Annotated in this window: 10 protein-coding genes and 1 pseudogene; 4 read left to right on the top strand and 7 right to left on the bottom strand. The window is 41.6% G+C overall.

Features of this window, described 5'->3' with window-relative positions; genetic code table 11:
- Window positions 1–231: pseudogene (locus AB1K89_RS17735) on the top strand (hypothetical protein); the annotation flags it as partial.
- A 222-nt stretch (window positions 232–453) separates the two neighbouring features.
- Here AB1K89_RS17735 and AB1K89_RS17730 read toward each other — a convergent pair.
- A complete protein-coding gene (locus AB1K89_RS17730) occupies window positions 454–750 on the bottom strand; it encodes a hypothetical protein (RefSeq protein WP_413056020.1) in 297 nt (98 codons plus the stop codon).
- A 257-nt stretch (window positions 751–1,007) separates the two neighbouring features.
- Window positions 1,008–2,252 (bottom strand): mechanosensitive ion channel family protein, encoded by a 1,245-nt coding sequence (locus AB1K89_RS17725; protein WP_413056019.1) that lies wholly within the window; start codon window positions 2,250–2,252, stop codon window positions 1,008–1,010.
- Between the two features lie 142 nt (window positions 2,253–2,394).
- Between AB1K89_RS17725 and AB1K89_RS17720 the strand changes: the two genes are divergently transcribed.
- Together AB1K89_RS17720 and AB1K89_RS17715 are read left to right on the top strand one after the other, a co-directional pair.
- Window positions 2,395–2,676, top strand: a complete 282-nt coding sequence (locus AB1K89_RS17720; RefSeq protein ID WP_413056018.1) for a DUF2277 domain-containing protein — start codon at window positions 2,395–2,397, stop codon at window positions 2,674–2,676.
- Between the two features lie 37 nt (window positions 2,677–2,713).
- A complete protein-coding gene (locus AB1K89_RS17715; protein ID WP_413056017.1) occupies window positions 2,714–4,420 on the top strand; it encodes a transglutaminase domain-containing protein in 1,707 nt (568 codons plus the stop codon).
- Between the two features lie 171 nt (window positions 4,421–4,591).
- Here AB1K89_RS17715 and AB1K89_RS17710 read toward each other — a convergent pair whose 3' ends face one another.
- Entirely contained in the window at window positions 4,592–6,004 is a 1,413-nt protein-coding gene (locus AB1K89_RS17710; protein ID WP_413056016.1) for a YfcC family protein, read from the bottom strand.
- A gap of 427 nt (window positions 6,005–6,431) precedes the next feature.
- Between AB1K89_RS17710 and rpoN the strand changes: the two genes are divergently transcribed.
- Window positions 6,432–7,739, top strand: coding sequence for an RNA polymerase factor sigma-54 (gene rpoN / locus AB1K89_RS17705; protein ID WP_413056015.1), 1,308 nt, complete (start codon window positions 6,432–6,434; stop codon window positions 7,737–7,739).
- A 71-nt stretch (window positions 7,740–7,810) separates the two neighbouring features.
- On the opposite strand, the gene AB1K89_RS17700 is transcribed toward rpoN, so the two are convergent.
- The 4 genes from AB1K89_RS17700 to AB1K89_RS17685 form a co-directional block, all read right to left on the bottom strand.
- A complete protein-coding gene (locus AB1K89_RS17700) occupies window positions 7,811–9,082 on the bottom strand; it encodes a RidA family protein (RefSeq protein ID WP_413056014.1) in 1,272 nt (423 codons plus the stop codon).
- A gap of 217 nt (window positions 9,083–9,299) precedes the next feature.
- Window positions 9,300–10,259 carry an ABC transporter permease gene (locus tag AB1K89_RS17695; RefSeq protein WP_413056013.1) on the bottom strand — a complete coding sequence of 320 codons (960 nt, stop codon included), beginning with the start codon at window positions 10,257–10,259 and terminating at the stop codon, window positions 9,300–9,302.
- Entirely contained in the window at window positions 10,260–11,411 is a 1,152-nt protein-coding gene (locus tag AB1K89_RS17690) for an ABC transporter permease (protein ID WP_413056012.1), read from the bottom strand.
- The gene (locus tag AB1K89_RS17685) at window positions 11,404–12,936 is read right to left on the bottom strand and encodes an ABC transporter ATP-binding protein (RefSeq protein ID WP_413056011.1); all 1,533 of its coding nucleotides are present in this window, start codon (window positions 12,934–12,936) and stop codon (window positions 11,404–11,406) included. Before AB1K89_RS17685 ends, AB1K89_RS17690 begins: the two co-directional genes overlap by 8 nt.
- Window positions 12,937–12,976 lie beyond the last annotated feature (40 nt).

Genomic DNA, 12,976 nt, shown 5'->3' with positions numbered 1-12,976 from the left:
GAAGGCGAAGACGCTGTTGAAGGCGAAGACGCTGTTGAAGGCGAAGACGCTGTTGAAGGCGAAGACGCTGTTGAAGGTGAAGACGCTGTTGAAGGTGAAGATGTAGCCGAAGAAGTTACTGAAGAACCAGCTACAGAAACTGTTCAAACAACGGTTTGGGACAAGCTAGTCGGATATTACAACCAAGTTGTTACAGCTTATAGCACTTTCTTCGGATTGCTCAAAAAATAATATAGTAACAAAATAAAAACTAAATAGCACTGCATCCCATAACAGGAAATGTTAGCATTCCCTGCCTGAACCGTATGCCTTACGGTTAATCAAATTAAATTTCTATAAATATTAAAGCCCTTGTGAACTCCGGTTGGAGTTTTCAAGGGCTTTATCGTCATAAGAATAACCATTACTCTTCTCAATCCAAAACAAATATACGTATCGAGAGCGAGACTTATTTCAGAAACGGTTAAATTCTCCAAACTGTTGGTGTCCCATGTGTTGGTGTCCCATGTGTTGGTGTCCCATGTGATGATGTCCCATGTGTTGATGTTGGTGATGATGTTGGTGATGATGTTGGTGATGACCTCCAGGGTGAAAACTTACCGGTTGAACCATTTGGTGATGTCCCATATGGTGCCCTGTATGATGTCCTACATGATGGGACATGTGATGAACATGGTGATGAACATGGTGATGAGTGTGATCGTGGCGGTGTTGCTCATGCCCACGATGAAGTTCTTCAGGATTTCTCAAACTTATCCCCCCTTTTCAACGAATCCTTGTAGGATATGCTGGTCTACTAAAGCAGTCTAGGCTCTAAACCTAGTGGCATATAGTCTTTCCGATGCCTCTTTCCAGTGCCTGTGCACCACACACTTATGACAATTCAATAGTAGTTATATATATACAAAAAGAAGCCGACCAGATATTAATTTAGTCGGCTTCTTAATTTATCTTATACAATTGTAGTGTATAATCTGAATAGTGTGGTGCACAGGCACCGAAACAATTCAGTCACTTCTTACCCCATTCCCCAAAGCTTTGAAGTCGCTGCCTGTTGGATTTTGGAATACGCGGAGACCGAATTCGGGCGCGATCGCAAACAAATGATCAAAGATGTCCGCTTGCACGGTTTCATAGACGGTCCATTTCGTATCATCTACAAATGCGTATATTTCTATCGGCAGTCCATGCTCACCTGGCGCCAACTGGCGGACCATCAACGTCATTTCTTGATGGATACGTGGATGATGTTGCAAATATTGGAGGACGTATGCTCTGAAAACCCCGATATTCGTCAGGGCCCTTCCGTTTACAACATTGCTGCGGTCAATCTTATTCTTTCTATTATACTCTTCAATTTCACGTTCACGATCGACGAGATAATCCGAAAGAAAACGGATCTGTTTATAATGCTCGATCATTTCTCCAGTGCAAAACTTGATACTCGACATATCTATATACAATGCTCGCTTGATGCGTCGTCCGCCAGATTCCTGCATCCCGCGCCAGTTGATGAAGTAATCTGATATAAGTGCATAACTCGGAATCATCGTTACCGTCTTATCGAAGTTTCGCACCATTACTGTATTCAAAGAAATGTCAATGATATCTCCATTTGCACCGTATTTCGGCACTTCAATCCAATCGCCCATTCGAACCATCTCCGTGGCTGACAACTGGACTCCCGCCACAAGTCCTAATAACGAATCCTTAAAAATTAACAAGAATACAGCTGATAGGGCACCAATCCCACTTAGCAGAATAAAGGGGCTTTCCCCCATCAGATTGGCAATTACCAAAACACAACCGACAATAACGACAACTATTTTGGTAACTTGAACATATCCTTTGATCGGCTTCGTTTTTGCTATCTCATAGGTTTGATAGATATCATTGAATACGCTTAACAATCGATTGATGACACTGAATGCCACAATCATGATATACGTCAGTGCCAACGTTTCGATTGCCTTTTGATACGTCGGAAACATGGATGCAAAGTAATAAATAATGATAGCAGGCACAAAATGAGATAATCTCCGGAGCACTTTTCGCTCCAACAGCATGGTCCCCCACTTGATATCGTTCTTTTTCACAATATGAGTAATGAATCGGATAATCACTTGCTTCGTAATAAAATTCGCGATGATACAAAGGAGCGTGATGACAGCAATCAGGATGACAAAGGACATAGGGTCAACCCAAGCCTCATCCACTCCGTAACCTAAGAGCCGGTTACGAATCATGTTCATTTGTATCCCCCCACCGTATGTAGTCTGCTTCCTATTATACCAGAATCAATAGGTCTCCACTTTCTTCAGCCTGCTATACAGGCAACGAGACGATTCGGTGGAATATGATACAATCGAGAAAATATCAAACAAATGAGGTAACATGTGCCGAAACATTAAAACACTGTTTAATTTTTGCCCTCCGGCTACCACGGATGAAATTTATGCCGCTTCGCTCCAATACGTGCGGAAGGTTTCTGGTTACAACAAGCCATCCAAAGCAAACGAGGATGCTATTAATCTTGCTGTCGAGGAAGTGTTTATCGCTACACAAAATTTACTCAACACATTGGTAACAAATGCCGAACCTCGTAATCGAGAAATTGAAGCTGAACGGGCTCGGGCTCGTAATGCAAAAAGATTTGGATTGGATAATCAGGATTAAGAGCTATCTACAAACCACAAGGGGGAATTCGACGTCTATGAAAAAAACACAAATACAGATTGTTTTATTGCTATGCCTACTAGTATTAAGCGCATGCTCGAATAAATCTGCTGCCATAAAAGAATCGCAGCCGACACCCGAGCAAAAGCAAGAGCAAAAGGTTGATTATCAGGCAGTAGTAGAGAACAAAAACACTGAGCTAGAAATGGCGCCTTTGGAACTGACAGGCTATGCCGAAGAAGTGGGAGCTACTTTACTTGAACCAACTCACACAAACTTTGCGGTGGATGAATTCGTTACAGTTGAAGGTACCGTTGAAGATCAGGACCAATTACAAGAAAACTATGTATGGATCAAAATCAGGTTTGCTGGAGAAGCGCTTTCCAACGGCTCGATGGAATACTATGCGCCTATCGAAGACGGGAAATTCAAACAGGACGTCAGGCTGTTCAACGGAGAGGGAGAATACCAAGTAACTGTGATGCTCCCAAGCACAAAGCAGAAAAATTATTATTACGACCTTGCAAAATTCACCGTCTTTAATGTAAACCCTACGGTGCAGCGTGATCTTACGTATACCCCCTTTGCCCAAGAGGCAGGATTATCACTTGAGGCGCCGGATAGCGGTTATATAAAAGAAAGCGAGGTCTTCACGCTAAAAGGGAAAATCCCTTCCATAAAAGGAACAAACGAGACGCTGATGCTTGAGCTCAAAAAGGACGGAGAAACGTGGAAACACGTGCTTCCTGTTAAAAACGGCGAATTCGCGTATGACGTCCCATTATTTTACGGAAAAGGTGTGCATGAATTAAAAGTCTATGTGCCTGACAAGGAAAGAGATAACTATTATCAGGCAGGAACAACACTTTATATCGACAATGAATCTGACCTTGTCACAGAACCGATTCTCTACATGACGACCTATCACGAACGTGGTGTCAATCTTACCTATCCAACGGCTGGCGGTGAAGAGACCAATTTAACATATCGCATAAAAGGCACGATCGACAAAGATGCCCCATTTGCGAAAGAGACAACACATCTTTATATTACGACGAAAAAAGATGGCGACAAGTCGTTATCCGTTATTCCCGTCGATAATTACAAATTCGACGATGAATTCTATTTGCGCTTCGGTCCGGGAACGTATGACGTAATCGTTAGTGTACCGGAGATAAAAGAGAAAAACAGTTCCAAGTTTTATTATTATGACGTAGCCAAATTCACAGTAGAAAGCACAGCCACGGAGGACCTACGTAACTTATTGCCATCACGGGGAGTTCAATCCGATGCTCCTGATATTATCACGATTGCGAAAGAGCTCATAACTGAAGATATGTCGGATCGTGAAAAAGCAAAGGCCATCTATGAATTCACGGCAAAGTCAATTGCGTATGACGTGGAAAAGCAGAAAAACAGCGATTTTATGTGGGATGATAGTGCGTTAAAAGTGCTTGAACTCGAAAAAGGGATTTGCCAAGACTACACGTATCTCGCCCTCGCCTTGCTTCGCGCATCCGGCATGGAAGCTAGATATGTTGCAGGAACGGCTGGAGCGGGCTTCAATTTCTCCCGCCACGCATGGGTTGAAGTGAAGGTCGACGGCGAATGGCTCACAATGGACCCGACATGGGGCGCCGGCTATATCGCCAATGGAGAGTTTGTAGCGAAATACACAGAAGACTACTTTGACCCGAACGAAGAAGCATTCAAGACGCATTCCCGGAGTGGCGTGGAGTATTGATGCACCCCAAGCATACGGTGCCTGTGCAGCACACATTTATGACAATTCAATAGTTTTTATATAAATACAAAAAGAAGCTGATCAAATCTTGAATTGATCAGCTTCTTCTTTTTACTTTATGTAATTGTAGTGCATAATCTGAATAGTTTGGTGCACAGGCACCCACACAATTCAGCCTGTGTATTGAATCATCTGAGCGATCACTAATGTAACAACCCCGATTGCTGAAAACACAAGGAATAGTGGCATATAGAAACGAATCCATTTCTGCCAAGATACGCCGGCGATCACGAGTGCAGCCATAAAGTAACCAGAAGTCGGGAATAGAATATGGGCAAAGCCGTCCCCGAACTGGAACGCAAGTACAGCTGTCTGTCTTGTTACGCCGATAATATCTGAAAGTGGTCCCATGATCGGCATCGTCACTAGGGCCTGTCCACTTCCGGACGGAATAATAAAGTTAATGGCCAGCTGTACGAGATACATACCTACTGCACCGAGGACAGATGGCATCTCACCGACCATTGAACCGAGGCTGTAAACGATCGTATCCATAATTTGTCCGTCTTCAAGCACAACAGCGACAGATCGAGCAAGACCAATAATAATGGCTCCCATGAGCACCTCACGGAATCCTTCCGTGAAAGCGTTAGAAATCTGAGTAGCGTTCAATCCAGCTATCTTGCCTACTACAATTCCCATAAAGATAAACAGACCTGCCATCTCTACCATGAACCAACCGAGCTGAAGCACACCAAACACTAATACTCCAAGGAAGAGAAGTGCAGCGACTGAAGCATATTTTTGTCTCGTGTTCATGCTTTTCGCTTCAATCTTATCTTTCTGCTTGTAAAGTTCCCTTTTTTCTTGGTCATCTTCATACACATAGCTGTTTAAAGGATTCTGCTGTACCTTTTTGGCATAGCGCATGATGAAATAAATTCCCACCGATATACAGACAATAAATAGAAGTAGACGCAATGGCAATCCTGAAAACACCGGGATGCCTACAATCTTTTGCGACAATCCTACGTTAATCGGGTTTAGAACTCCTGCAGTAAACCCGACAACCGTACCGACAAGAGCAATTGCAGCAGCAACAATGGAATCATACCCTAAGGCAATAATTAATGGCATAATAACAGGAATATAAACGAGCGATAGTTCAGGGGTTCCGATTAATGTTGCTCCAATCGCAAATACTGTCGTTAAAATCGGGATCAGGAATATACTCTTTTTCGCAAATCGATTTGCCAGCCTGTCCACAACCACTTCAATAATTCCGGTTGTTTTCAGCACCATAAACATACCACCGATAATAAACGTGAAAAAGACAATTTCTCCGGCATCAATTAGTCCTCTCGGAATTACAGTAAGGAAATCGGCAATCCCGACTGGCGCAGATTCCACTCTTGTAAATGAGTTCGGATCGATCGATGTTCTTCCGTCAGGTCCTGGTACACGCTCAAACTGACCTGCCGGAATAAAGTACGTCGAAATGGCTGCCAGCGCGCTGAATGTAAATAAGATGACATAAATATGTGGAAGTTGAAACTTCTTTTTGACGCCTTTTTCCTTTTCCATTTGAAACCTCCTCAGTTATTTATACAGACTAATGATCGGTTTTGTGTGATCAACAATTTTTATAACATTAGCCTGTATCTTTCTCATTTCAAGTTGCTATGTTTATTATACAAGCTTACTAGACTCGAGTCGTTAGACCTTGTAGCCAATAAAATGTAATACCATTGTTAAAGTAACACAACGGAAAATTCTGATTTGTCAACACTGCACAATGAACTGTACATGAATACCATCTAATTACGTCAATTCATTCTTTTAAACAAAAAGGAAATCTACGATATGGTCCTTCAATCCAATGAAGCGGGCATTACGTCTTATCTGAACATTCATATTTCATGTCGGAATCCCACGTTATTTGTGCTATAATAATAGTTATACTATTGCAAACGCTTACATCTTTTTGCGTTCATAAGGAGGGGGAGTATTCATGGAGCTTGTTCTCCAGCAGCGACAAGAGCTTAATCTACTAATGACGATGGAACTAAGGCAAGCTATTGAATTACTACAATATACGACACATGAGCTTGAACATTATATTAGGCAACAGGAATTGGAAAACCCACTCATCGAACTGAAGGAAAAAGAGGATCGCAGCAATTATGAGGAAAGAGTCAACCAACGCTTTTCCAGCACCTCTGAGATGCCGACAGAAGTGGTACGGAGCAGTGGCAAAAACATGCGGGACGAATTGTATGAACATGCCAAGTTCATGCATAAGGACGAGTTTACGCAAAAGTTGTTACATTTCCTCATCTATAATCTTGATGAAAACGGATATTTGCCTGACTTGTTCACTGATACATACTGCCCTTCGCAATTCACTGAAAAGCAGATCGAAACCGGCATTCACCTTCTACAACATTTGGGGCCAATCGGTATCGGTGCTCGGAACCTGAGGGAATGTCTCCTTCTGCAGATTTCCTATCTTCATCCGGAAAATGGAAGGGCTTCAGAACTGGTGCAACATCATCTGGACCTGGTCGCCGATCGTAAATGGAATGAAATTGCTTCCAAGATGAGGATTACGATGGCTGAATTGAAAGAACTGCACAACTTCATCCTCTCGCTTAATCCACGACCTTGTACTTTCACTTGCGATCATTCAACGGAGTTCATGACACCAGATATTATCGTCGAATTGATAGATGACAAGTTCGTTTTTCACTTGAATGACGGTTATTTGCCAGCAATCCAGTTGAATAAGGAGTATTCACAATTCCTTCATGCAAAAAATGATGTATCAAAATATATGCAGACACAATATAAAAACTATCAATGGCTGTTAACGAGTATCGAGCAACGGCGCAATACGATTATTAAAATCGTAACAGTCCTTTTAGATAAACAGAAGAATTTCTTTGAGAGCGGCTTATCCTCACTGCTGCCTCTGACATTGAAAGAAGTAGCCGATGAAATTGGAATGCATGAATCGACTGTAAGCCGGGCGACTGCGAATAAAGTGATTCAAACACCTCACGGCACGTACGAGATGCGTACTCTTTTCACTTCCAAACTGGAAACATCGGATGGCGATAGCATTTCCCAGACAACAGTAAAGAACCTTTTAGTGGAGTTCATCGCCTCAGAAGATAAATATAAACCGTACTCCGATCAAAAAATTGCGGAATACTTCAATACAAAACAAAGGATTTCCATCTCAAGACGGACCATTAGTAAGTACCGTGAAGAATTACGGATTCCCCCGTCCAGTAAACGGAAGGAAATACGAGTATAGTCTTTGCTTAAAAAAAAGCTGTCTCAATTTCATTTGAGACAGCCTTTTCAATATTCGTTTTAAAATGTCTATTATGCTTGTGGAGGTGTTCCTTCAGCATTAGATACAACTACATCGATTTGGATTAAAGCATCTTCAGGCAATGCTGATACGCCAACTGTTCTGCGTGCAGGAACTCCGCCTGGGAAGAATGTTTTGTAAACTTCGTCTACAGCATCCATATCCTCGATATTTTTAACGAAGATATTTACTTTAACGATATCTTCCATAACGTGGTTGATGCTTTCAACAATCGCCTTAACATTTTTCAAGCACTGTTCAGTTTGCTCTTTTACGCCACCAGCTACCAATTTACCTGTTTTTGCATCTAAAGGTAATTGACCTGAAAGGTGATTGTAATGTGAGAACGCTACAGTTTGAGTAGATAGGGAATTCTTAGGTGCATTTTCAGTGTTGTTTGCCCAGATTACGATTCCATGTCTGTCTTCAATCGCTTGTGGAGGCGTTCCATCTCCGTGAGATACGACTGCTTCCATTTGTACCAAAGCACCCATTGGTAGAGCTGCAGCTTCAACTACTGTACGTGCAGGGACATATGCAACAGTTCTAGCGATAGCGGAGTCTGGGAAGAATGTTGAATACACTTCGTTTACAGCTTCAATATCCGAAAGGTCTTTAACGAAGATTGTCATTTTAACGATATCGTCAAAAGGAACGTCAATGCTTCCTAAGATTGCTTTAATATTTTTCAAGCACTGTCTTGCTTGCTCTTGTACGCCGCCAATTACGAATCGGCCAGTTGTTGGATCGATCGGCAATTGAGCTGAAAGGTAATTGTAATGGGAGAAAGCTACAGTTTGTGTAGATAGTGAACATGTAGGTGCATTCGCCGTGTTGTTTGTAAGCTTAACAAGATCGCCTGCTTGTGGTGCGTTTGGAATTGACCCTTCACCGTGTGACAGAAGAGCTTCAACTTGCACCATAGCATCCATTGGCAAAGCTGCAACTGCAACTGATGTCCGTGCTGGAACATAAGTCGGGAAGAATGTTTTATAAACTTCGTCTACAGCGTCCACATCTTTAATATCCTTAACGAATACCGTGATACGAACGATATCGCTCATAACATGATCGATGCTGTCTACAATAGCCTTAATATTGTTAAAGCACTGTTCAGCTTGCTCTTTTATACCACCAGCTACCAATTTGCCTGTTTTTGGATCGATAGGCAATTGAGCTGAAAGATTATTGTAATGAGAGAAAGCTACTGAATGTGAAAATAGACCGTTGCCGCTTGGAGCATTTTCCGTGTTTTTTGCTGATACTGCGTTATAACCGCTCATAATAGTATTCCCCTTTAAATAAATATTTAGTAACTCAAGTATGTACCGAAATAACCGTTCTAAACCGCTCTGAGTACAATATGAAATTATAGCAGAATTTGTTCATTATAGCTAATGTTATGTATGAAGTGAACAAAGAAACTTCCCAAAAGTCCAATGACTTATGGGAAGCCTCCATTAAGATCAACTACGGGTAAGAACTGACTAAGACATATCTCTATCTTTTTCCTTTATCATAAATCTCACCTAACGCTCTCGGAGCGCGATTTGATTTAGAGAAGAAGATCAATAACAATAACGTTAACACATACGGTAAAATCATGAATAAATCAGTGAAACTACTTGGCAATGCCATTGCTTGAGCAATGAACATTCCCCCGGATTTAGCGAAGCCAAATAAAAGACAAGCTCCTAAAGTAGGGAGAATCCTCCAGTTGCCGAAGATTAAAGCAGCAATGGCCAAGAATCCGTATCCCATATAAATACCTGAAGAAAATTGAGCAGAAATGGAATAGGCAAAACATATACCAGCGAGACCTGATAGTAGCCCCGATATGAGAACCGCAGAAAACCGTATTTTCGATACATTTACGCCTGCTGCGTCAACGGAATGTGGATTTTCCCCACTCGCTCTAAGGCGCAATCCAAACTTTGTTTTATATAGTACATACCAAGCAAAAATGGCAATGACAATGATGATTACTTGGAACGGATACACATCTGTAAAGACTGCACCAATCACTGGTATATTCGCTAAACCGTCAATCGTAAACCGCTCCGATACACCTAATCGGAACTTGTCCGAAGCCGCTCCGAATACAAGCGCATTGATTTGTGTTGTTAAGAACGTCGTAAGTGCTAACGCCAAAATGTTAATGACAACACCGCTGATGACTTGATTTGCCTTAAACTTAATACTTAACACAGCGTGGATTACGGAAAAACCCATCCCGCCAATCATTGCAAATAGCAACGCCACGTAGAACATATCCTCAATAGCCCCTCCAGAAGCATTTGCAATCAAAACAGCTGACAAGGCTCCGATGAATGCCCCGAACCCTTGAAAGCCTTCAAGTGCTAAATTGGTAATCCCACTTTTCTCACTATATATACCGCCGATTGCCATGATAAAAAGAGGCAGAGCAAAGGATAATCCATCAATAATAATCGTATCCATTTATGATTCACTGTCCTTTCGATCCACTTCTTTTTCCTTCAAGCGGCTGACTTTATGCTTCAAGTACGCCCCACATGCACTAAACAAGAGAATTAACCCGATGATCACAGAAGCAATTTCTTGTCTAATTCCGGACTGTGAACTCATATACGTGCTTCCCTGATCAATAATTGATATTAAGAACGATGAAAAGATAATCCCGATCGGATGAGTATTCCCTAATAATGCTACCGCAATGGAGTCAAATCCAAGACTTGTTAATACCTTTGGTTGTATAGATGCAAAATCACCTAAATAATACGTTACACCTGCAAGACCAGCCAATCCGCCTGATATGATCATGGCTAAGACTGTATTACTTCCGACCTTTATCCCTGTATACTTTGCCGCATTTCGGTTGGATCCTACTGCCTTAATTTCAAAACCAACAACTGTTTTATCCAGAATAAACTTGATGAAAATCGCGATAGCAATGGCCAAAATAAAGCCCAACGGAATATCCATTTTCAAGTTCGCGATTTCGACATTTACTAACGTCAAACGTGCTGCTTCCGCGATATATTTGGATTGTCTTGAAATCGGATCAATGTAATACATATGAATGAAAAAGCTTACTACATATTGGGCAATGTAATTGAACATAATCGTAGTTACGACTTCATGAATGTTGAATTTATATTTTAGCCATCCTACTAATCCACCCATCAAGCCCCCTGCAACGATTCCGATGAGCAATACAAGCGGCTTTGCAACGAAGGCATCCAACCCGCTGTAGCCGACAAGAACGGTCGCTATAAAGCCGGAGAATAGCATTTGTCCGGAAACTCCAATATTAAATAGGCCCGCTCTAAGAGCAACAGCCACTGCCAAGCTAGCAAATACAAGTGGTGTCATGGTGTCTAACAAACTTAAAAAGTCGGTTAGCATGCTCTTGTAGCCAGCATAAGATGCCTTCGGGAAGATTCCTGCCCCTTGGAACAAGTTGTAAAATGCTTGGATCGGATTTTTGCCAAGCAACAGGATGACGATAGCCGCTGCAATAAAACTGATTAGTATAGAAGCTACCGGGATTGTGATTGGTTGCCATTTCTCATTTCGTATTGGCCAAAACAGACGATAACTGACGCTTGTTTTCTTTTTATCCTTACTCATGTTTTGCCCCCATCATATATTCGCCGACTTCATTCGTCGTTAATGATTCGCTGCTTGCAATCTTTTGAAGTTGGCCATTATAAATAACGCCGATCGTATCCGCTACATTCATAATTTCGTCTAACTCGAGCGAAACGAGTAAGATCGCTTTTCCTTGATCGCGTTGTTCGATGATCATCTTATGAATATTTTCGATTGCACCGATATCTACTCCCCGTGTTGGTTGAACGAAAATCATGAGCGGGGATTGCAATTCGATTTCACGAGCAATAATGGCCTTTTGCTGGTTCCCGCCACTCATCGAACGAACTTGCGTGTTAATCCCTTGTCCACTTCGAATATCATATTTAGCAATTAACTGACTGCCAAATTGATCGAATTCCTGTTTATTCAGAATTCCTTTATTTGAAAACGGCTCTTTGTAATACTGCTTTGAAGCTAAATTCGTCGCTACATCAAAATCCAAAAACAGTCCAAATCGTTGACGATCTTCAGGTACATAAGAGATTCCGGATTCAGTTCTGTTTCGTATACTGTCATTCGTAATGTCCTGTCCGTTAAGGAAAATCTTTCCTCCGCTCGCCTTTACTAAACCGGCAATGGCATCCGCTATTTCAACTTGACCATTATCAGCGACGCCCGCAATTGCAAATATTTCCCCACTGCGTATCGTAAAGGAAACGTCTTTGACGACTTCAAATCCGTCCTCATTTTTCACGGTTAACTGTTCTACTTTCAATACTTCTTCTTTAAATTGAGCAGGTGTTTTTTCAGATTCAAAACTCACTTCCCTACCGACCATTAATTGAGCCATAAGATTCGTCGATGTTGTCTTCACATCCAACACATCAATCAATTTACCTTTGTTCAATACGGCACAACGGTCGGCCACTTTCTTAATTTCCTCTAACTTATGTGTGATGAGGATGATTGTTTTTCCACTGTTTCGCAGACCTTCAATAATACCGAGGAGAAACTCAATTTCTTGTGGCGTTAAGACAGCAGTTGGTTCATCAAAAATAAGAATTTCAGCTTCACGATAAAGCACTTTTAATATTTCCACACGTTGTTGCATGGATACTGTTAGATCAGCAATTTTTTTCGTAGGATCCACTTCCAACCCAAAGTTCTTGGACAGTTCTTCAATTTTACGATTGGCATTTCGAATACCTACGTATGGAAGGAGACCGGCAAATTTACTGATGGGCTCAACCCCTAGAATGATATTCTCCGTAATCGTATAATCTTCCACTAACTTAAAATGCTGATGGACCATTCCGATGTTAAGATTTGCCGCGTGGTTCGGCGAACTGATTTGAACCTTCTCTCCCCGAATATAGATTTCTCCTTCATCGGGTTCGTACATCCCACTCAAAATACTCATCAATGTTGATTTTCCTGCACCATTTTCACCAAGCAAGGCAAAAATTTCACCTTTTTTAATGCCGATGGATACGTCGTCATTTGCTACGATTCCAGGGAAACGTTTCGTAATATGTTTCATTTCAACGATATAATCAGACATCGTTCATTCTCCTCCCTCAGAAATCGGAAAAATAATAGAA

The organism is Sporosarcina pasadenensis, from assembly GCF_047228845.1.
In the GTDB taxonomy this organism is placed as follows: domain Bacteria; phylum Bacillota; class Bacilli; order Bacillales_A; family Planococcaceae; genus Sporosarcina.
This window is presented reverse-complemented; position numbering and strand designations above follow the sequence as displayed.